Consider the following 19,686-nt stretch of genomic DNA (forward strand, 5'->3'; position numbering starts at 1 on the left):
AGTTTAGCGCTTTGGGCGTGAGGCGACCATGACGGCGCGGGTACAATTCGATTTTTGGAGCTTTGACATGCGCCTTCTCGGCAAAGCGCTGACCTTCGACGATGTGTTGTTGGTACCAGCGTTCTCCCAAGTCCTGCCTAAGGACACCAGTCTCGCCACCCGTTTTTCCCGCAATATCGCACTGAATCTGCCGCTGGTGTCCGCCGCGATGGATACGGTGACCGAAGCCCGCCTGGCAATTGCCATTGCGCAAGAGGGTGGTATGGGCATTGTTCACAAAAACCTGACTCCAGCCGAACAGGCCGCGCAAGTGGCAAAGGTCAAGCGCTATGAGTCCGGATTGCTGCGTGACCCAGTGGTTATCACGCCTGAAACCACCGTCCGCCAAGTCATGGCGCTGTCAGACCAGTTAGGTGTATCCGGTTTCCCCGTTTGCGATGGCGGTAAAGTCGTCGGTATCGTGACGGGTCGCGACCTTCGCTTTGAGACCCGGTACGACCAGACTGTGCGTGAGATCATGACCCCCCGTGAGCGCTTGATCACCGTACCCGATGGCACGACGCCAGAGGCCGCTAAAGCGCTACTGAACAAGCACAAGCTCGAGCGTCTGCTGGTCGTCAATGAGGCTTTTGAGCTCAAGGGACTGATTACCGTTAAAGACATTACCAAGCAGTTGAATTTCCCCAACGCCGCGCGCGACGCCACAGGACGCTTGCGCGTCGGGGCTGCAGTGGGGGTGGGTGAGGGCACAGAGGCGCGCGTCGAAGCGCTGGTGGCTGCCGGGGTGGATGCCATTGTGGTGGATACGGCGCATGGACACAGCAAGGGTGTGATCGACCGGGTACGCTGGGTGAAGCAGAACTTCCCTCAAGTGGACGTGGTGGGTGGCAATATCGCCACTGGAGCCGCAGCGCTTGCCTTGGTGGAGGCTGGAGCTGACGCTGTCAAAGTCGGTATCGGCCCTGGTTCGATTTGCACCACGCGCATTGTGGCTGGTGTGGGTGTCCCTCAAATCATGGCGGTTGACAGCGTTGCCACTGCATTGCGTGGAACCGGTGTGCCTTTGATTGCCGACGGTGGCATCCGTTACAGCGGCGATATTGCAAAAGCCATTGCAGCCGGAGCCAGCACGGTGATGATGGGAGGCATGTTCGCTGGGACCGAGGAAGCCCCGGGTGAAGTTATTCTTTACCAAGGCCGCAGCTACAAGAGCTATCGTGGAATGGGAAGTATCGGCGCCATGCAACAAGGCAGTGCAGACCGCTATTTCCAAGAGTCCAGCACAGGTAATCCCAACGCCGATAAATTGGTGCCCGAGGGAATCGAAGGTCGTGTTCCCTACAAGGGCTCCATGGTGGCGATTGTGTTTCAGATGGCTGGCGGCATCCGGGCCAGCATGGGCTATTGTGGTTGCGCGACGATTGCCGACATGCAGGACAAGGCAGAGTTTGTTGAGATTACGACTGCCGGCATCCGTGAAAGCCATGTGCACGATGTGCAGATTACCAAAGAAGCCCCCAACTACCGCGCTGACTGATTCCGCACACTCATGCACCAAAAAATACTGATTCTTGATTTCGGTTCGCAAGTCACTCAGCTTATCGCACGCCGGGTTCGCGAAGCCCATGTCTTTTGTGAAGTGCATCCCTGCGACGTCACAGGTGAGTGGGTTAAATCCTATGCTGCAGACGGAGATCTTAAGGGTGTGATCTTGTCCGGAAGTCATGCGAGCGTCTACGAAGAGGCTACAGACAAGGCTCCGCAAGCCGTTTTCGATTTGGGCGTACCTGTTCTGGGGATTTGCTACGGCATGCAAACCATGGCCCAACAATTGGGGGGCAAGGTTGAGGCCGGTCATACCCGTGAGTTTGGTTCGGCCCAAGTTCGTGCACATGGTCACACCAAGCTTCTGGAGGGGATTCAGGACAGCACCAATTCCGAAGGCCATGGCGTGCTGGATGTCTGGATGAGCCATGGTGACAAGGTTACAGAAATGCCGCCGGGCTTCACTCTGATGGCGTCCAATCCTTCTTGCCCTATTGCCGGCATGGCTGATGAGGCGCGCGGATTTTATGCAGTTCAGTTTCACCCGGAAGTGACCCATACCCGCAAAGGGCAGGAATTACTGGAGCGCTTCGTACTCGAGATATGTGGCGCTCGTCCTGACTGGATTATGGGTGACTACATTGCTGAGGCCGTGGAAAAAATCCGGGAGCTGGTCGGCAACGAAGAAGTCATTTTGGGACTGAGTGGTGGGGTCGATTCTTCGGTGGCCGCCGCCCTGATTCACCGGGCCATCGGCGACCAATTGACTTGCGTGTTTGTTGACCATGGTCTGCTTCGATTGAACGAAGGCGACATGGTCATGGACATGTTTGTAGGAAAGCTGCATGCCAAAGTGATTCGTGTGGATGCGTCTGACCAGTTCTTGGGCCACCTTTCTGGTGTCAGTGATCCGGAAGCCAAGCGAAAAATTATCGGCCGGGAGTTTGTCGAGGTTTTCAAAGCAGAAGCTGCACGACTCACGGCTGCTGGCGAAAGCAAAAATGGTGCGAAGTGGCTTGCGCAAGGCACCATTTATCCGGATGTCATTGAGTCCGGCGGGGCCAAGAGCAAAAAAGCAGTCACCATCAAGAGTCACCACAATGTTGGTGGCTTGCCGGAGCAGTTGGGCTTGAAGCTTCTCGAACCACTGCGTGAACTCTTTAAAGACGAGGTGCGTGAACTGGGTGTCGCCCTTGGCCTGCCTGCCGATATGGTGTACCGGCATCCTTTCCCTGGGCCCGGACTGGGGGTTCGCATTCTGGGTGCTGTGAATAAGGAATACGCCGATCTGTTGCGTCGCGCAGATGCAATTTTTATTGAAGAGCTTCGCAAAACTCCTTACGAGGGTGCGACATTGCCGGGGGTAAACCCCCGGAAGCCGCCAAAAACCTGGTACGACGCAGTGTCCCAGGCGTTCACCGTTTTTCTGCCGGTCAAGAGCGTTGGTGTGATGGGGGATGGTCGTACTTACGACTATGTTGTTGCTTTGCGAGCGGTTCAAACCAGTGATTTCATGACCGCCGACTGGGCGGAACTTCCTTACAGCCTGTTGAAGACAGTGTCAGGACGAATCATCAACGAGGTTCGTGGCATCAATAGGGTGACTTATGACGTGAGTAGCAAGCCTCCTGCCACTATTGAGTGGGAGTGATGTCTCTGTAGTTCAGACGTGTTAGGCAAGAAGCGGACATCTAGGGACTAGCCCTGATGTCCGTTTTTCATTTGGCTTTCGTTCGCGGCTTGATGCACAATGTTTCCATGAGTACTGGGAATCTGTTGGAACCACATCCAGACACTGATGCACTTCAGTTTTTGGATGATGACGCAACCATCGGCTTCGAAAAGGAGTTGACCTGGAGGCTTTTGATTGTTGATGATGAGCCAGATGTTCACAGGGCAACGACTTTTGCATTGTCGGGTGTTCTGATTCTTGGGCGTCAATTAGAGTTCTTGCATGCTTATTCTGCTACCGAGGCAGCGGACATCCTCCGCACAGAGGCTGACGTAGCCATCGTGCTTCTTGATGTGGTGATGGAGCGCGAAGACGCCGGACTTGCGTTGGTAAAAACCATACGCAAGGAACTGAAACTAACGGATTTACGCATTATTTTGCGTACAGGGCAGCCCGGATACGCGCCTGAAATCGAGACCATTCATGATTTCGATATTAACGACTACAAGACGAAGTCAGAGCTGACACGGACCAAACTTTACGCCACCGTCACTGCGGCATTGCGTGCCTATGAGCAGATCCGCAAGCTTGACGAGATGGCATTCTACGACCGTCTTTCATGTCTGCCCAACCGTAACAAGTTCATCGATATCAGTGATGAGAGATTGGCCAACCCGTCCCTTCACAACGAGATGATGGCCATTCTCGACATTGACGACTTTTCGGAAATCAATGATGCACTTGGGCATCAGCAAGGTGACCGATTGCTTCAAGCGGTTGCAGACCGATTAAAGTTGGAACTTGGTCCTGATGCCGTATTGGCAAGGATTGGGAGTGATACTTTCGGTTTAATGGGCCCATCTGAAGTGGTCGATCCGGTTCGCGTACTGGCATTGTTTCGGACACCTTTTCTCGTACAGGACGACGCCATGGTGGTCACCGCGACCATGGGGTTGACGTGTTTGTTTGCTGGCAGCGTTTGCGGTCGAGATGCATTAAAGGATGCCAATATCGCACTCAAGCGGGCTAAGAAAAGCAGGCGAGGCAGCTTTGTTTTCTTCTCAGCTGAAATGGGCTCTGACATAAGAGAGCGAGTCCGATTGCTACAGAGTCTGCGTAGTGCGGTCGAAAGTGAGCGACTGTTCATTGTCTACCAGCCACAAGTCGATCTCGTCTCAGGTGCGGTGACCGGAATGGAGGCCTTGATTCGCTGGCGTAATGAGGACGGCACATTTGTGCCACCTGACCGTTTTATTCCCCTTGCAGAGGCATCGGGGATGATTGTGGCGATAGGGGATTGGGTGCTCAGAATGGCATGCCATGAATTGGTCAGGTTGCAGGGAATGGGGCTCGGCGAAGTAAGGATGTCAGTGAATGTTTCGCAGATCCAGTTCCGTCACCCAGAGTTTCTTGAAAAGCTGAATTCGGCATTGCTCGATACCCGGATCAGTCCCAGTTGCCTAGAGCTGGAAATTACAGAATCTGTGGCGATGGAAGACGCCGAGTTCATGCTGGAGACCTTGCATGGAGTACGTCAACTCGGCATCTCTATTGCCATTGACGACTTTGGTACTGGATATTCTTCGCTCAGTCAGCTCCGTCAATTACCCATCGACCGTCTGAAAATTGACCGCGCTTTCGTGTCAGAGTTGGGTGGCGATGTTTTGGGCGGTCATATTGCTTCGATGGTGATTGAGTTAGGACGTAATCTTCAGCTAAAGGTCATTGCTGAAGGTATTGAGACTCCTGAGCAGGCGGCGCGACTCAAAGATCTGGGGTGCCATGAGGGTCAAGGTTATTTTTATGCCAAGCCGATGACTTCATCCTTGTTAAAAGAATGGCTACTAGCCCGCGGTGCTTTTGCTTCAATCTGACGAATATTTCATGTCGCTGGCCCTAGAGCAAGCGATCGAGGCAGAGTCGGCTGGTGAGGTACCAGTCGGTGCAGTCGTCGTAAAAGGTGGTCAAGTTATCGCGAGAGGGCGTAACAGGACCATTGAATGGAATGATCCAAGCGCCCATGCAGAAGTAGTAGCGCTCAAAGAAGCGGCTAGAGTCTGTGGCACTCACCGACTATCCGGACTTCAGCTATTCGTGACGCTTGAGCCGTGTGCTATGTGCAGTGGTGCGATTTTCCACGGCCGGATAGCGCGTGTTGTGTTTGGCGCTGCCGATCCCAAAACAGGCTGCGCTGGGTCTGTATTGAATTTGTTTGCGGTGGACACGCTCAATCATCACGCCGAGGTCTCAGGTGGCGTGCTTTCACAGGAGTGCTCTGACATCCTAGTGCGTTTTTTTGAACGTAGCCGTGCGAGAAAAATCGTATCCTCAATTCCATTGAGAGAGGATTCGCTCCGTACGTCAGAGTCCCGTTTCAAAGGTTTATTGTCTAGCAGCATGCCCAGCCATTTCCATTTAGGGCGTGAAGGTTTCAGGTTGCACTATCGAGATGTCCACCCTGCAATCTCAGGTAAAACCGTACTTTGTCTTCATGAGTTCCCGTATTGGTCTGAGCAATTTGTCTCACTGGTTTCGAAGTTTGAGTCTTCGGGATGGCGCACCATTTGCCCGGATCTGATTGGGTGCGGACTTAGTGACAAGCCCAAGAAGGCTGCATGGCATAGCGATGAGGCGCATGCTGGGGTACTCCGCGATTTGCTTTCCCACTTGAACATGATCCCCCAAACCATCATTGCGTTAGGTGCAAGCGCAAACATAGCTTCAGCATTGGTTCAAGCAACTAATTGGGTCGCAACAAAACTCGTGCATTTGGATCGCTGCGATAGCGAGGTTTCCTATCGTGACGCCGGTAAAGCCCATTCTGTGAAAACAATGATCGGACCCTGGCGGGCGGGCGAACAGCATTTTCTGGCAGACTTAAGCCCCACTCAGTATCGAGTTGCAACGGCCCCGTTTCCGGACGCCGGGCATACTGCAATCTTTAAGGGTAGGTTGCATAGTTCGTTCGCTCACAAATATATCGACGGGTCTATTTGTTTACACCGTCCAGTCAGTTCCAACCGTTTCGAGTTGGGCGAGGAAGTCGAAGAGGCGCTTTTTCGTATGGTCGAACAGGGATAATGGGCGAGTGAATAAATCTGTATATATCTATTCTCCATCGGGCGCAGTTAGGGACAAAGCTGCATTCAGGCGAGGCGTCCGGCGACTCCAAGCCCTGGGTTATGAAGTCGAAGTAGATTCGGACGCTTTATCGAGTCATATGCGATTCGCTGGCGATGATGAATCACGCTTGAGGGCTATTTCGCGGGCGTGTGAAAGTCGGGCAGACATTGCCCTGATTAGCAGGGGAGGGTATGGAATCACCCGGATACTTGGGCAGATTAACTATGCGGATGTAGCAAAGGCGATCGATCTCGGCACATCTTTTGTAGGCATCAGTGATTTCACAGCATTCCAAGCAGCCGTTTTTGCAAAGACAGGACGTATCACTTGGGCCGGCCCAGCACTTTGTGAGGGCTTTGGAGTGCCTGTTACACAGGACTCACAGCCGGACGACATCATGGAAGACTGCTTCCACGACTTGATGTTGGGGCAGGGGGAGGGCGCAGGTTGGCGTCAGGATAAATCCGGATTTATTCCGCCTGAAGATGTCCAGCTTGCAAGTGATTCAGTCGTTTGGGGCGGGAACCTTTGCGTGCTTTCCACCTTGATTGGTACAGAATTCTTACCAAGCATTAACGGAGGAATTTTGTTCCTCGAAGATATCGCCGAGCATCCGTATCGCATAGAACGCATGTTGACGCAACTTTTGTACTCGGGTGTTTTGAGTCGTCAAAAAGCTATCCTATTTGGACAATTCACTGGATATCAGTTGGGGTCCCACGACAAGGGTTTTAAGTTTTCTACGGTGATCGAGTGGCTTAGAACTCGAGTCAACGTTCCAATACTGACTAACTTGCCGTATGGACATGTTCAAACGAAAGTGTTAATTCCATTTGGGAAGAAATCCGATCTTGCTGTGTCGGGCAGAGATGCAATGCTTTTTTGGGGACACTAGATTTGGTTAGCGTTTTAGCATCCCAGACTTGGCGGTCAACGTACTCGGTACCAGACCTACAAAAAGTTCACTGATAGCAGCTAATTTTTCCCGAGCCAATGCCTCGCCGTCGAAACTCGCAATGGCTGCGAGTACATCTCCTCGCAAGTACCAGAGGTCTTGGACATCGTCCGCGTAAGTCACCCTGAGCTGGATGACTGGAAATTGGGTAGAGGCTGCGCTGCCCATGGCGCGCAACATTGCTTCGCGTATTTCTTGGATTGAACTTGAAGAGGCTTCGCCTCTTTCATTAGAGTTGCCCCTGAACAGGGTTTGTATTCCATTGATGAAACTAGATGATGTCCAACGCATATTTCCTGCTTTTTGGTTTTGCCAGACGATAGAGAAAGTCGCTTTCGTGCGCAATAGGGTTACGCCTGAGCCTGTCATCACTTTGCAACATCCATGTCGCCTTAGCGTCAGTTTTTTGAGGATAGCCAAAGGTCATGAACATTACATGACAGCAAACACTTAAGCATCATTCAGGCCATGTCTATGCAATAAACTCCGACCTGATAGTCAAAGTTTCGGAAAGAGTTGATGGGCGTTCAATCCACTGTTGTATTTACGGATCTCCATGGGAGCACCGCTGTTTTTGGTGCGCTTGGAAACGTCCGTGCTACCGAAACCATCACTGCTATCACCTCGTGGATTGCGAATTTGTCGCAATCTTTCGGGGGGCGGTTGGTCAAGACTTTGGGTGATGGTGTGATGGTGGTGTTTGCCGATAACGCGAAAGCTATAGATTTTGTTGTTGAAGCGCAGAGGGCGCACTCCAAAGGACAGCATCGCCAGAGTAGCGATGTTCGGTTACCGATCAGAATCGGTGTTTCCAGGGGTGAGATCGAGGAACTGGCAGGTGATTGCTACGGTGATGCAGTCAATGTGGCTGCAAGACTTTGTGATCTTTGTGGCCCCAATCAGATTTGGGCGAGTGATTCTGTAGTTGATTCAGTTTCGCTCGGGCGTGGTGTGTCTACCCGTTCTCTCGGGCCCATTCATATACGTGGACGGGTTGAGGCTTGCGGTGTGTACCAGATTGAGTGGCGTGAGGAAGAGCCCTCAGACTTTTTGACTATGCAGGCTCAATTGGTGACTGATTTCGGGAATGACCGTGATGTGTTGGGCAAGGAGGTTTGCCTGCGTTGGGGCGAAACCGTGGCCTCGTTTAGATCGTATGAGTTGCCTGCGCAGATCGGTCGTGTCAAGTCTGCGGAGTTTGTCGTTTCAGATCCCCGTGTATCCCGTAACCATGCCAAATTGGTTTGGCGAAATGGCGGGGTTATTTTGGTCGACTTAAGTACCTATGGGACATGGGTTCGTTTTTCGGATGATGCTCCCGGTGATATTTTGCTTAGACGCGAGGAGTGCGTGTTGCATGGAAGCGGTCAATTAGCGCTTGGAGCATCATTTTCCGATTCAACGGTCCCGACTGTTCATTTCGAAATCCGGTAGTTGTTTTGTGATTTAACTTAACATAATATACATCGTATATAGCAGCTACCAAGCACCTTTGGGTCGTCTTGCCCGTATGAAGGCCGCAATGATGGCTGCAGATTCTTCTTTCTTTACTTGCTGGGCAAACTCTAAAGCGCCTAGACCCTTGTCATTCTTCAAGCCAGGGTCTGCACCAGCTTCCAGCAAAAGCTTTACCGCGGAACTATTCCCATACATTGCGGCCATCATTAACGGCGTTGTCCCGTTGGGAGAAGTCGCATCCACATAGGCAAATTGATCCAACAAATACTGCATAACAGCAAGATGTGCATTCGTCGCTGCATAGTGCAATGGAGTCCATCCGGGCTTATTCACATCAGCGTCCAGTGCGACCAATGCCTCACAGAGTGCCAGATCACCGGCAAAGGCTGCAAGCATCAAGGCGCTTTCATCCTGGGGGCTGCGAGCTTCCACCTTGAGTTCCGGATGGGCCAAGAGAAGCTTCACAATCTTCGGCGCTGGTGCCTTGATAGAAACCAACAGTGCCGGCAAGCCACGGGGATTGACTGTGTTGGGATCAAAGCCACGCTGCAGCAACGATTCAACGACGACCGCGTTGTCCTTGTCTATGGCGAGAAAAAAATCTTCATAGGATCCAGCTCTACAGACAGAAAATCCAATGAAAACATAGGCATAGACCAGAAACTTAATGTAATTTCTCATGTCTTTACCTTGAATAATTCTTCAAAGTTCCTGCTGGTAACGGACGCAATATCTTCAATGGAACAGTCCCTGATCCTGGCAAGTTCTTGTGCGACGAAGGGCAAGTAGGAAGGATTGTTGGTCTTTCCGCGGTGGGGCACTGGAGCCAAATAAGGACTATCCGTCTCGATCAACAGGCGATCGAGGGGAACCATGGCAACAACATCCCGGATGCTTTGCGCTGACTTGAAGGTGACAATTCCAGAGAAAGAAATGTAGAAGCCTAGGTCCAACGCACGGCGGGCGACCAATGTATCTTCGGTAAAACAATGGAACACGCCACCGGCGCTCCGGCTATCTCCGCACTCCCCCTCCTCCTTGAGCAACCTAAGGGTGTCCTCCGATGCATTTCGCGTGTGGATAACCAGCGGTTTACCCAATTGGCGCGCTGCTCTGATGTGGAGTCTGAAGCGCTCACGCTGCCATTCCATATCAGCAATGCTTCTGTCGCCGAGACGGTAGTAGTCCAGACCCGTTTCTCCAATCGCAATTACCTTGGGAAGTGAGCCGAGAAACAACAGCGTTTCTAGGTCCGGTTCCCTGACCCCTTCGTTGTCAGGATGTACGCCTGCGCTAGCCCAGATGTGCGGAACGGAAAGTGCAAATGAATGAACAGCTTCAAACTCTTCCAGAGTCGTGCAAATACACAAAGCGCGGTCCACTTTGGCGGCCCGCATGGCTTCGGAAATACTGGGCCAACTGAGTGCCAGCTCTGGAAAAGTAAGGTGGCAATGGGAGTCTGTAAACATGCGGTACCCGATGTGATATCGGGTGCATGCATAGGAACGGAGTCGCAGGCAGTCCCGATGAAGTGAATCTTTAGACTGTTTGGGTGGGACGATCAGATGCCATATGGGCACCCAAAATCTCTTCGATCTTGAGCTTGAGTGCTCTCGACTTCTCGTCCTTGGGAAAAAGAATGCCCACGCCCTGGGTTCTTCCCCCGGCAGCTTTTGCCGGAGTGATCCATGCTACTTTCCCTGCAACAGGGTAGCGCTGCATATCTTCAGGCAAGGACAAAAGCACGTAGACATCGTCACCTAAGTTGTAGTCACGGGTAGTAGGTATGAAAACCCCACCCTCGGTAAACATGGGGATGTACGCAGCGTAGAGTGCAGCCTTTTCCTTGATGGAGAGCTGGATAACGCTGGGCCGGGCGCTGGGGGTAGAGGTGCTGCTCATTTTTTCCTTGGGTCGCCAGAGTTTAGGACGGATTGCGCCTGAGAGACAAGAGCTTCCGCCATCAACCCTGCGTTTAAGGGATGTTCCATGGTTTTCATTGCACCAGCTAACTGTTTGGACCATTGAGCTAGCAACTTGATATCCGTCTTTATGCCTTGCAATGAGGTCTTTGGAAAGAACCGGGGCTCAGCCCCGGAAAACTGAAGCATCAAATCGTGGCACACCTTGTGTGCAGCGTCGATCTGAAGCGCAGCTCCCCAGTCCTTGAAGACAGTCGTATCTCCTGCCAGCAAGGCTTTGGGTATCAGGGGCCAGGCTTCCAGCGCGGAACCGGCACTCGCGATAGCGAAGGCATCGTCTGGCCTGCCGCCTGAAGCCTGAAGTGCCAAAGGAATCACGTCCCGTGAAAGGCCCTGCGCCACCAGCCAATCGCTGGCCTCATCTGGGGATGGCCATTCCATGGTGTGAGCTATACACCTGCTACGGATGGTAGGCAACAACTGATGCGCAGATTCACTGGCCAATACAAACCGCACATCGCCCACCGGCTCTTCCAAGGTCTTCAGCAAGGCATTCGCCGTGATGTGGTTCATGTCTTCCGCGGGGAATACCAGCACCACTTTCCCCCTGCCCCTCGCGCTTGTTCGCTGCGCAAACTCTACGGCTTCCCGCATGGCGTCAACACGAATCTCTTTACTCGGTTTGCGTTTCTTGTCGTCGATTTCGGATTGCGCTTTCTCACTGAGCGGCCAAAGCAGCTCGAGCATGGTGGTCTCCGGCATCAATACACACAAATCTGCGTGGGTGCGCACATCGATGGCATGGCAGCTTCCACAAGTACCGCAGGCGCCATGGGGGCCTGGGGATTCACATAGCCATGCCCTGGCCAAGGCTAGGCCCAAAGTGTATTGCCCGAGCCCCGAGGGACCTTGCAATAGCCATGCATGACCGCGCTGGCTTAAGAGCGACCTCGTCTGCCGTTGAATCCAAGGCGCCATTGGAAAGGTCTTGTCCTGCGTCATGCCGGAAAATAGCCTCGTTCGGATAGGACCGCTATTACGTCACGTCGGACCTCTGAAGGCGTTTGGTCCGCATCAATACGCGCAAAACGTACTGGATCCGATGAGGCACGACGTGCATAGCCCTTTGCAACCTGCTCAAAAAAAGCTTGTGGCTGCGACTCAAACTTGTCCGGAACCCGGGCGCCAGCAAGCCGGACAGCAGCAACGGCCGGGGGTAAATCGAACCAGATGGTGGTTTGAGGCTTCAATAGGTCTGCCGGGGAGTTGCCACCTTGCGAAGGCAGCTTACCCTGCACCCAATACTCCAGGGTTTCCAACATTTGCCAGTCAAAGCCTCTTCCTGCACCTTGATATGCAAAACTGGCGTCCGAAAAACGGTCGCACAACACGACATCCCCTTTGTGCAGCGCTGGAACGATCACCTTTTGCACATGGTCACGACGCGCTGCAAACACCAGCAGGGCCTCGGTCATGGCGTCCATCGGGTCGTTCAACACCATGTTGCGCAACTGTTCGGCCAAGGGCGTTCCACCCGGTTCCCGGGTCAATGTGACGGTACGGCCTGCATCCAAAAAAGCTTGTCGTACAGCATCAATGTGTGTGGACTTGCCCGCACCATCGATACCTTCAAAACTGATGAATAGTCCTTGCATAGCCGACAACTCAGCGCCCTCTTTGGTATTTGTCAACTGCCCTATTGTGCTCGTCCAGGGTATTGCTGAAGTGGCTACTGCCATCCCCGCGGGCCACGAAATAGAGGGCCTTGGAGCTCTGCGGGTTGACCGCCGCCAGCAATGCTGAGCGGCCGGGAAGCGAAATAGGTGTGGGTGGCAGGCCGTTGCGTGTGTAGGTGTTGTAGGGCGAGTCGTTCTGCAAATCAGTACGCCGCAGGTTGCCATCAAACTTGTCACCCAAGCCATAAATTACCGTCGGGTCTGTTTGCAAACGCATGCCGATCTGCAGGCGGTTGTTGAATACGGCTGAAATCAGGCCTTGGTCTGCAGTGCGCCCTGTTTCCTTTTCGATGATGCTCGCCAGTACCAGTGCCTGGTCAGGGCTCTGCAGCGCCAACGAGGGAGTCCTGAGTTTCCATGCCGCTTCCAGGTGTTGATCCATGGAGCGCATGGCCCGCCGCAACACAGCCAGATCACTGCTGCCCTTGGAGTAGGTGTAAGTGTCCGGGAAAAAGCGCCCTTCGGGGTGTTGACCACTCCTGTCCAAGGCTTCCATCACTGATTCATCAGACATGGTTTTGCTGTCAGGTCGCAGACCTTCGGCCTTGGCCAGTGCCTGTCTGGCTTGGCGGAAGGTCCAGCCCTCCACCAGGGTCACGGAACGTAAGGCTTCATCACCTTGAACTACCTTTTGCAGCAGCGTCATGGGCGTGGTGCCCTCCGGCAACTCATAGCTGCCCGCCCGAATGTTGCGGGACTTCCCTGAAATCCGGAACCACCAATACAACAGGTCGGGCTGGACCTTGACTCCGGCAGCGGCGACCAAGCGCGCCACGTCTCTGGGGCTGCTACCTGGCTCAATATTCAGGTCCACGCTGGCAGCGCTTTGCGCCAGTGGTGCATGGACCCACGCAAATCCTGCGGCAAACAGGGCAGCTACTGCCAGAACAACCGCAATCAAAAAGCGCACAGCCCTACTCTCAGTCAGGATGAAACGGGGAATCATAATTCAGCCTATGACCAGTCAGAACCTGTTGCCCTCCACTTCCCTGCCCGACGGCATCGCTCGCTTGAACCATTTGGGCGTGATCCTTATCCATGGCGAAGACGCCGCCAAGTTTATTCATGGTCAATTGACGCAAGACTTTGCGCTTCTTGGGCCTGACCAAGCCCGTCTTGCCGCCTTTTGTTCCGCCAAGGGACGCATGCAAGCATCGTTTGTTGGTATCAAAGCCCCTGATGGGGATATTCTTTTGGTGTGCAGCCGGGATTTGCTGCCCACCACCTTGAAGCGACTGTCGATGTTCGTCATGCGTGCCAAGGCCAAACTTACCGATGCATCGGAAGATTTCGCCCTTTGGGGACTTGCGGGTAATGCTACAAAAAATATAGCTGCTGGTGCATATCCGGCGTGGGCCAAGTGGGATATTGATCATGATTCGATCATCAACCTCTATCCTGCGGCGGGCGTGCCTCGTCAGCTCCTGATCCGGCCGGCTAATCTTGGCGCACCGGAAGGGCCGGAAATGGGATTGCCGGTCTGGCAATGGGGCGAGGTAATGAGTGGAGTCGCCACATTGACCGCTCCTGTGGTTGAAGCCTTTGTGCCCCAGATGTTGAATTACGAATCGGTGGGGGGCGTGAGCTTCAAAAAAGGTTGTTATCCGGGTCAGGAGGTGGTGGCGCGCAGCCAGTTCCGCGGCACCCTCAAGCGTCGGGCTTTCGTCGGCCAAAGCGCATCGCTACTTTCGGCTGGGCAGGAGGTCTTCGCCAATGGCGATGCTGAACAGCCCGTGGGGCTGGTCGTCCAGGCGGCGCATGATCCTCAGGGGGGATCCGTGGTCATCGTGTCTCTTCAGTTGGCGGCCACCGATGGACTTTTGCGTGTCGGAGATGCCGAGATCCAGCTTCTGCCACTTCCGTATCCCCTCTTGGAAGATATTTGAGGGGTATTCATCCTCTGAATTTTCGGCTAGACGGATGACGTTGCCCCCTTAGCCCCTCATAATAGGTAAAGAAAGACAACGCGCCGAAGGGAATCCGCCCGCCTATGTCCACATCGCTCACCAAAGAAGAAGCTTTCGCCCGCTTGGGTGCAATCACCCGGGAAATGCACGAGGCCTTGTCGGTGCTGGGACACAACCAGCTCCACAACATCGTGGAGGAAATTCCCAATGCGCGTGACCGCCTGGCCTACGTCGGCAAAATGACCGAGGACGCCGCCAACAAGGTATTGACTTTGGTTGAGGTGGCCAAGCCCGACTGTGACGATCTTTCCGGTCGTGGCAATGAGTTGGGCGAGGCGCTGAGCCGCCTGGCCCAGACTCCCGATCTGAGCACGGACAAAGCCCGCGGAATGCTGGTCACTTGCGCAAAGTTCGCCCACTCCACGGCGGCCTTCTCGTCCAAACAATCCGAGATCCTGAGCGACATCATGATGGCGCAGGACTTTCAGGACTTGTCTGGTCAGGTGATCAAAAAGGTGATCGACATCATCACGCGCACCGAAATGCAGTTGGTCCAGTTGCTGATCGATAGCTCCCCCGAAACGGTGGGAGCGCCGAAAACCAATGAATCAAGCGCTGCCGCTTCGGTAGATACGCATGTCCTGGAAGGACCTCAAACGGCAGAGACTGCGCTCAAGCAGGACGACGTGGACGACCTGCTGGCATCACTGGGTTTTTAAGTTTTCCAAGGTTTCAGGCCCAGCGCAATTCCATCGTCTGGTGCGCAATGCCGGCTTCCATGTATTCAGCGCCTTGCCGGACAAATCCTTCCCGGAGATAAAAGCCCACCGCGCTTACTTGCGCATGCAAGACGATGCCTGTGTCTCCCCGGTCTTTGGAGACGGCCATCAACGCATGCAAAACTTGCCGGGCCAGACCTTGGCCCCGCAATGCTTTTTCGGTGGCCATGCGCCCAATGCGGCCCATGCGAGGCTCATGCTGCATGAGACGCCCGCTTGCCACGACCTGGCCCAGTCCATTTTCAGCGACGGCATGGATGGCGGTAGCGTCCGCCTCGTCACACATGAGCGCTTCATCAATCCCCTGCTCGGCTGCAAACACCCGGTGGCGCAGTGGAACAATCTGCTCCGCCAGCGACTCCCATGCCCCGGTGTGAGCACGAACAGAAGGCTTGCCCGCTTCATAGTCTGTCATCAAGCGGCGTAGCGGTTCAGGAACTGAGCGCGAGGTTTGGGTCGCGGGGTGTGCGAACACGTAAACCAACTCGGCCGTGATCAGCAGCTTCTCGCCCTGAAAAATCGCCCCACTGAAGTGGATTGAGCTGGTGCCAATGCGCTCGCAACGCAAGCCCACGTGCAACAGATCGTCGTAATGGGCAGAGGCGTGGTATTCCACTGTGGCCTTTTTGACGTAGAGGTCGCCCTCCAGCATCACCATCGCAGCCTCATAAGGTACCGCCAAGGCGCGCCAATAGTCGGCCATGGCAGTGTCCAGATAGGTCAGGTAGTGGGCATTGAACACAATCTTTTGCATGTCCACTTCAGACCAACGCACCCGCAGGGTGTGAAAGAAGCGGAAGTCATTGCGCGTAAGGGTCATGGCTGAGCTTCCTCAAGTCAGGTGAAAAGCGGCGCGCAAGGCTCTGGCCGCATCCGCATGGGCCGTCGCGGCCTCGCTGATGGCACGGCCCATTTTGATGAATTCATGTACGACGCCGCGGTAAATCTCCAAGTCCACAGCCACTCCCGCCATGCGAAGCCGGTCTGCATATTGCACCCCCTCGTCCACCAGCGGGTCACACTCCGCCAGGCCGATCCAAGCCGGTGCCACTCCGCTCAGGTCTGCCTCGAATCCATCCGCGCGTAAGCCGTCCAGAGGGGCGAAGCGCCAATCATCACGGTCAGCGGGTGTGCGGATGTATTGTTCAAAGAAATAGGTAATGTTTGCTTCATCCAGCACAAAGCCCTTGGCAAATCGCCTGTGGGAGGCCGTGTTCTGGTGGCCGGCGCAGCCCGGATAGAACAAGAACTGCAATGCCAGTGGGAGCGCATGGTCACGCGCTTCGATGGCACAAGCTGCAGACAAAGTGCCCCCTGCACTGTCCCCTCCGATGGCCAGTTTGGTGCCGTCCAGCCCCCTGGCCGCGCCATGGCGCGCAATCCATTGCAGTGCGTCCCAGCTGTCTTCATGGGCGGTGGGAAATTTGAACTCCGGCGCCAGCCGGTAGTCCAGAGACACCACTGCACATCCCGCCAGGTGGGCCAATCGGCGGCACAAGCCGTCGTGGGTGGCTATGTTGCCGACGGTAAAGCCGCCGCCGTGCAAGTACAGCAGCACCGGCAAGGTGCCGTGGGTGGGCGCATAGTGGCGTGCCGGCAATGCGTAGCAATCCCGTGCAGGGATGGTGAAGTCCTCCACACGGGCCAGCTTTTGTACCGGGAGTTCCAGCACATTGGCTGCTGCCGCGTAGGCCGCTTTGGCTTGTGCTGCATTCATCGCGTGCATGGGCACATGGCCGGCGCGGGCGATGCTGTCCACCACTTTCAGGGTGGCCGGCGTGAGCAGCGTGCGCGGGTTGGCGTGGTGGTCAAAATGGTGACTCATGGCAGGCGGAAGAATCGCTACAGTGGGGATTCGTTCAATCCTACACGGCGGCACCATGGCTTTGATCTATTACGTGACCCAGATTCAGTTCGAGTGTGGCGCCATCCGGTTATTACGCAGCGAATGCGAGCGCACCAGCATCACCCGCCCATTGATCGTGACCGATGCAGGTGTCAAATCGGCCGGAATTCTGCAAAAAGCATTGGATGCCTTGGGTGGCATGCCCGTGGCGGTTTTTGACCAGACCCCCTCCAACCCCACAGAGGCCGCGGTTCGAGCGGCGGCAGCCCTCTACCGCGCGCAGGGCTGTGATGGGCTGATTGCGGTGGGCGGCGGCTCCGCGATCGATTGCGCCAAGGGTGTTGCTATTGCCGCCACGCATGAAGGCCCCCTCACCTACTACGCCACCATCGAGGGTGGCTCCGCGCGCATCACCGAGCGGGTCGCTCCCTTGATCGCGGTACCCACCACCAGCGGCACCGGCAGCGAAGTGGCGCGCGGCGCCATCATCATCGTGGATGACCATCGCAAACTCGGCTTTCATAGCTGGCACCTGGTGCCCAAAACTGCGATTTGCGACCCGGAACTCACTTTGGGCCTGCCACCGCGTCTGACGGCGGCCACCGGCATGGATGCCGTCGCGCATTGCATGGAAACCTTCATGGCGGCGGCCTTCAACCCGCCGGCAGACGGCATTGCGCTGGATGGTCTGGAGCGGGCATGGGCACACATCGAGCGTGCCACCACCAACGGCAGTGACGTGGAGGCCCGCACCCAACTCATGAGCGCCAGCATGCAAGGCGCCATGGCCTTTCAGAAAGGGCTGGGTTGTGTTCACTCCTTGAGCCACAGTCTGGGCGGTGTGGACCCTCGCCTGCACCATGGCACCCTGAATGCCATGTTTTTGCCGGCAGTCATCGCCTTCAATGCGGCGGCTGAATCCGTGCAAAAAGACAAGCGCTTGCAACGCATGGCCCACGCCATGGGTGTGGCGTCCGCCTCTGACCTGGGTGAGGCGGTAAAAGACATGAACGCCCGGCTGGGCTTGCCCACCGGTCTGGCTGCCATGGGCGTCACCGGGGACTTGTTTGACCGCATCATCACCGGCGCCCTGGCGGACCACTGCCACAAAACCAATCCCCGTCTCGCGACCGCAGACGATTACCGGCACATGCTGCTGCAATCACTTTGAGTCACTCAGTGCACCACGAGTAATTTCAATGTCAGTGGGACAGATACACTGCGTTTCACCTTGAGATATGGTGCTCAGGGCTTTGATGAAGTTCGTTATCCATGCCCCAAGAAAAGCCTCGTGACTCAGTCAAAACGCAGCTGCTGCGCGGTACATACCCGCGCTTGTACATCGCCATCCTGGTGATCATGGTTGTGGTGAGTTTGTTACGCTACCACTTGCTCATCAGAGACACGGTCAGCGACGCCTCACAACAAAGGGCGCTGCAACTGGAAATGATAGGGAGATACGTTCCGGAAAATTTGCTTCAGCAAAGCTTGAATGCCTCAGCCACCGAAAGACAACGGTACTTGCTCGCCACTTTGGATGGGCGGATTCAACCGGTCGATGCAACACATTCGCTGAACATTTCAGCGGGTGTATGGAAGCCGAGCGTTTTGCGCGGCCTCTCATTCAATTGTCTGGCAATTGCATTGAGTTGAACCTGAGAGAAACCCGAGAGGTTCATGCCCTTTGGCATGTACTGTCTTAGCAACCCATTCGTGTTCTCGTTGCTTCCACGTTGCCATGGGCTTTGCGGATCGCAGAAGTAGACTTGGATGTCGGTGGCTACGGTGAACTTCTTGTGTCCATGCATTTCCGTACCCCTGTCCCAAGTCAATGACTTATAGAGCTCTTGCGGCAGTTTTTGAGCGTTCTTGATTAGCGCGCTGACAACTGTTTGCGAGTCTTTTCCATCGAGTTTGACTAGCATCACGTACCGCGTCTGACGCTCAACCAGTGTTGCGATCTGGCTATTGCCACTGCCAAAGACTAAGTCCCCTTCCCAGTGACCAGGTACTGCTCGATCCTCAACGCCGAGTGGCCGCTCACTGATCGAGACAGCGTCGATGATCTGTCCGTGGATTGCCGTCTTCTGCGTGTAGTGACGAGACCGACGCATGCCACGAGTACGCCTCAGATGGGCCAAAAGCTCCTTCTTCAAGGCGCCACGTGCTTGGATGAACAGGCTGCGGTAGATGGTCTCGTGTGACACGTGATGGCTTTCGTCGCACGGATAAGTATGCTTGAGCCAGCCTGCGATCTGTTCCGGTGACCAGAGCATCCGCAGCTTCATTGCCACGATGCGAGCCAAGGCACGGTTATGCACTAACTTGCAGACCTTGGGGCGATGCCCCCGATTCCATGCAGCTTGGTCGGCTTGATTCGCGCGGTAGTTCTCTTGGCCGCCGTTACGCTTAATTTCACGACTGACAGTCGAAGGGGCACGTCCGAGCGTCGTCGCTATCGCTCGAATCGACAAGCCAGCCACCACCGCACGCGAAATCTCCTCACGCTCTGCCAACGTCAGTGCAAGACAGGAACGGCGACGCTCTGGTGGGCGGATTCCACCTGTCTCTGCCAGGATTTGGCGCACCGATCCATGGTGGCGATCAAATAGCTTGCCAATCTCGTGCAGCGTCCACCCTTGCTTCCAGCGCTCCCACATGAGCGCCTTCTGACTGTCTGTGTAGTAGGTTCGCGTTCGATACTTCATCTGCAACACTCCTTCTGCTCGCGCAGGTTTTAGTG

The 19,686-nt window shown here is 54.9% G+C and carries 19 protein-coding genes; 9 read left to right on the plus strand and 10 right to left on the minus strand.

Features of this window, described 5'->3' with window-relative positions:
- Nucleotides 1–67: 67 nt before the first annotated feature.
- The 5 genes from guaB to RAN89_RS12005 are packed head-to-tail and all read left to right on the plus strand — an operon-like array spanning nucleotide 68 to nucleotide 7,235.
- On the plus strand, nucleotides 68–1,537 hold the full coding sequence (gene guaB, locus RAN89_RS11985; protein WP_313866523.1) for an IMP dehydrogenase: 1,470 nt from the start codon (nucleotides 68–70) through the stop codon (nucleotides 1,535–1,537).
- Between the two features lie 12 nt (nucleotides 1,538–1,549).
- Nucleotides 1,550–3,196, plus strand: coding sequence for a glutamine-hydrolyzing GMP synthase (gene guaA / locus RAN89_RS11990; RefSeq protein ID WP_313866524.1), 1,647 nt, complete (start codon nucleotides 1,550–1,552; stop codon nucleotides 3,194–3,196).
- A 56-nt stretch (nucleotides 3,197–3,252) separates the two neighbouring features.
- Nucleotides 3,253–5,091 (plus strand): putative bifunctional diguanylate cyclase/phosphodiesterase, encoded by a 1,839-nt coding sequence (locus tag RAN89_RS11995; protein WP_313866525.1) that lies wholly within the window; start codon nucleotides 3,253–3,255, stop codon nucleotides 5,089–5,091.
- Nucleotides 5,092–5,101: 10 nt separating this feature from the next.
- The gene (gene tadA / locus RAN89_RS12000) at nucleotides 5,102–6,298 is read left to right on the plus strand and encodes a tRNA adenosine(34) deaminase TadA (protein ID WP_313866526.1); all 1,197 of its coding nucleotides are present in this window, start codon (nucleotides 5,102–5,104) and stop codon (nucleotides 6,296–6,298) included.
- Between the two features lie 7 nt (nucleotides 6,299–6,305).
- Nucleotides 6,306–7,235 carry an LD-carboxypeptidase gene (locus RAN89_RS12005; protein WP_313866527.1) on the plus strand — a complete coding sequence of 310 codons (930 nt, stop codon included), beginning with the start codon at nucleotides 6,306–6,308 and terminating at the stop codon, nucleotides 7,233–7,235.
- Between the two features lie 6 nt (nucleotides 7,236–7,241).
- Here RAN89_RS12005 and RAN89_RS12010 read toward each other — a convergent pair whose 3' ends face one another.
- The gene (locus RAN89_RS12010; protein WP_313866528.1) at nucleotides 7,242–7,715 is read right to left on the minus strand and encodes a hypothetical protein; all 474 of its coding nucleotides are present in this window, start codon (nucleotides 7,713–7,715) and stop codon (nucleotides 7,242–7,244) included.
- 99 nt (nucleotides 7,716–7,814) lie between these two features.
- On the opposite strand from RAN89_RS12010, the gene RAN89_RS12015 reads away from it, so the two are divergent.
- Nucleotides 7,815–8,729, plus strand: coding sequence for an FHA domain-containing protein (locus RAN89_RS12015; protein WP_313866529.1), 915 nt, complete (start codon nucleotides 7,815–7,817; stop codon nucleotides 8,727–8,729).
- 45 nt (nucleotides 8,730–8,774) lie between these two features.
- On the opposite strand, the gene RAN89_RS12020 is transcribed toward RAN89_RS12015, so the two are convergent.
- From RAN89_RS12020 to mltG, 6 genes are all read right to left on the minus strand, one after another.
- Nucleotides 8,775–9,434 (minus strand): ankyrin repeat domain-containing protein, encoded by a 660-nt coding sequence (locus RAN89_RS12020; RefSeq protein ID WP_313866530.1) that lies wholly within the window; start codon nucleotides 9,432–9,434, stop codon nucleotides 8,775–8,777.
- A complete protein-coding gene (locus RAN89_RS12025; RefSeq protein WP_313866531.1) occupies nucleotides 9,431–10,222 on the minus strand; it encodes a TatD family hydrolase in 792 nt (263 codons plus the stop codon). The genes RAN89_RS12020 and RAN89_RS12025 overlap by 4 nt, the downstream gene beginning before the upstream one ends.
- Nucleotides 10,223–10,292: 70 nt before the next feature.
- Complete coding sequence (locus RAN89_RS12030; protein WP_087493824.1) at nucleotides 10,293–10,655, minus strand: PilZ domain-containing protein; 363 nt, start codon at nucleotides 10,653–10,655, stop codon at nucleotides 10,293–10,295.
- Nucleotides 10,652–11,677, minus strand: a complete 1,026-nt coding sequence (locus RAN89_RS12035) for a DNA polymerase III subunit delta' (RefSeq protein ID WP_313866532.1) — start codon at nucleotides 11,675–11,677, stop codon at nucleotides 10,652–10,654. The genes RAN89_RS12030 and RAN89_RS12035 overlap by 4 nt, the downstream gene beginning before the upstream one ends.
- Nucleotides 11,674–12,330, minus strand: a complete 657-nt coding sequence (tmk, locus tag RAN89_RS12040) for a dTMP kinase (protein WP_313866533.1) — start codon at nucleotides 12,328–12,330, stop codon at nucleotides 11,674–11,676. Before tmk ends, RAN89_RS12035 begins: the two co-directional genes overlap by 4 nt.
- A 10-nt stretch (nucleotides 12,331–12,340) precedes the next feature.
- Nucleotides 12,341–13,357 carry an endolytic transglycosylase MltG gene (mltG, locus tag RAN89_RS12045; RefSeq protein WP_313866534.1) on the minus strand — a complete coding sequence of 339 codons (1,017 nt, stop codon included), beginning with the start codon at nucleotides 13,355–13,357 and terminating at the stop codon, nucleotides 12,341–12,343.
- 10 nt (nucleotides 13,358–13,367) lie between these two features.
- Here mltG and ygfZ point away from each other — a divergent pair, with 10 nt between their 5' ends.
- Nucleotides 13,368–14,297 (plus strand): CAF17-like 4Fe-4S cluster assembly/insertion protein YgfZ, encoded by a 930-nt coding sequence (ygfZ, locus tag RAN89_RS12050; RefSeq protein WP_313866535.1) that lies wholly within the window; start codon nucleotides 13,368–13,370, stop codon nucleotides 14,295–14,297.
- Nucleotides 14,298–14,401: 104 nt separating this feature from the next.
- Nucleotides 14,402–15,037 (plus strand): protein phosphatase CheZ, encoded by a 636-nt coding sequence (locus RAN89_RS12055; protein ID WP_313866536.1) that lies wholly within the window; start codon nucleotides 14,402–14,404, stop codon nucleotides 15,035–15,037.
- A 13-nt stretch (nucleotides 15,038–15,050) separates the two neighbouring features.
- Here RAN89_RS12055 and RAN89_RS12060 read toward each other — a convergent pair whose 3' ends face one another.
- Together RAN89_RS12060 and RAN89_RS12065 are read right to left on the minus strand one after the other, a co-directional pair.
- Entirely contained in the window at nucleotides 15,051–15,917 is an 867-nt protein-coding gene (locus tag RAN89_RS12060) for a YbgC/FadM family acyl-CoA thioesterase (RefSeq protein ID WP_313866537.1), read from the minus strand.
- A gap of 12 nt (nucleotides 15,918–15,929) precedes the next feature.
- Entirely contained in the window at nucleotides 15,930–16,922 is a 993-nt protein-coding gene (locus RAN89_RS12065; protein WP_313866538.1) for an alpha/beta hydrolase, read from the minus strand.
- 55 nt (nucleotides 16,923–16,977) lie between these two features.
- On the opposite strand from RAN89_RS12065, the gene RAN89_RS12070 reads away from it, so the two are divergent.
- Nucleotides 16,978–18,114 (plus strand): iron-containing alcohol dehydrogenase, encoded by a 1,137-nt coding sequence (locus tag RAN89_RS12070; RefSeq protein WP_313866539.1) that lies wholly within the window; start codon nucleotides 16,978–16,980, stop codon nucleotides 18,112–18,114.
- Between the two features lie 376 nt (nucleotides 18,115–18,490).
- On the opposite strand, the gene RAN89_RS12075 is transcribed toward RAN89_RS12070, so the two are convergent.
- The gene (locus RAN89_RS12075) at nucleotides 18,491–19,651 is read right to left on the minus strand and encodes an IS30 family transposase (protein ID WP_313866236.1); all 1,161 of its coding nucleotides are present in this window, start codon (nucleotides 19,649–19,651) and stop codon (nucleotides 18,491–18,493) included.
- Nucleotides 19,652–19,686: the final 35 nt, after the last annotated feature.

The sequence above is a fragment of the Rhodoferax mekongensis genome (assembly GCF_032191775.1).
GTDB classification, from domain to species: domain Bacteria; phylum Pseudomonadota; class Gammaproteobacteria; order Burkholderiales; family Burkholderiaceae_C; genus Allorhodoferax; species Allorhodoferax mekongensis.

What these genes read in the sequence shown, in the direction of transcription:
- guaB (WP_313866523.1), top strand. Translation starts at nt 68, where the DNA reads ATGCGCCTTCTCGGCAAAGCGCTGACCTTCGACGATGTGTTGTTGGTA.
- guaA (WP_313866524.1), top strand. Translation starts at nt 1,550, where the DNA reads ATGCACCAAAAAATACTGATTCTTGATTTCGGTTCGCAAGTCACTCAG.
- RAN89_RS11995 (WP_313866525.1), top strand. Translation starts at nt 3,253, where the DNA reads ATGTCCGTTTTTCATTTGGCTTTCGTTCGCGGCTTGATGCACAATGTT.
- tadA (WP_313866526.1), top strand. Translation starts at nt 5,102, where the DNA reads ATGTCGCTGGCCCTAGAGCAAGCGATCGAGGCAGAGTCGGCTGGTGAG.
- RAN89_RS12015 (WP_313866529.1), top strand. Translation starts at nt 7,815, where the DNA reads ATGGGCGTTCAATCCACTGTTGTATTTACGGATCTCCATGGGAGCACC.
- RAN89_RS12020 (WP_313866530.1), bottom strand. Translation starts at nt 9,434, where the DNA reads ATGAGAAATTACATTAAGTTTCTGGTCTATGCCTATGTTTTCATTGGA.
- RAN89_RS12025 (WP_313866531.1), bottom strand. Translation starts at nt 10,222, where the DNA reads ATGTTTACAGACTCCCATTGCCACCTTACTTTTCCAGAGCTGGCACTC.
- RAN89_RS12030 (WP_087493824.1), bottom strand. Translation starts at nt 10,655, where the DNA reads ATGAGCAGCACCTCTACCCCCAGCGCCCGGCCCAGCGTTATCCAGCTC.
- RAN89_RS12035 (WP_313866532.1), bottom strand. Translation starts at nt 11,677, where the DNA reads ATGACGCAGGACAAGACCTTTCCAATGGCGCCTTGGATTCAACGGCAG.
- tmk (WP_313866533.1), bottom strand. Translation starts at nt 12,330, where the DNA reads ATGCAAGGACTATTCATCAGTTTTGAAGGTATCGATGGTGCGGGCAAG.
- mltG (WP_313866534.1), bottom strand. Translation starts at nt 13,357, where the DNA reads ATGATTCCCCGTTTCATCCTGACTGAGAGTAGGGCTGTGCGCTTTTTG.
- ygfZ (WP_313866535.1), top strand. Translation starts at nt 13,368, where the DNA reads ATGACCAGTCAGAACCTGTTGCCCTCCACTTCCCTGCCCGACGGCATC.
- RAN89_RS12055 (WP_313866536.1), top strand. Translation starts at nt 14,402, where the DNA reads ATGTCCACATCGCTCACCAAAGAAGAAGCTTTCGCCCGCTTGGGTGCA.
- RAN89_RS12060 (WP_313866537.1), bottom strand. Translation starts at nt 15,917, where the DNA reads ATGACCCTTACGCGCAATGACTTCCGCTTCTTTCACACCCTGCGGGTG.
- RAN89_RS12065 (WP_313866538.1), bottom strand. Translation starts at nt 16,922, where the DNA reads ATGAGTCACCATTTTGACCACCACGCCAACCCGCGCACGCTGCTCACG.
- RAN89_RS12070 (WP_313866539.1), top strand. Translation starts at nt 16,978, where the DNA reads ATGGCTTTGATCTATTACGTGACCCAGATTCAGTTCGAGTGTGGCGCC.
- RAN89_RS12075 (WP_313866236.1), bottom strand. Translation starts at nt 19,651, where the DNA reads ATGAAGTATCGAACGCGAACCTACTACACAGACAGTCAGAAGGCGCTC.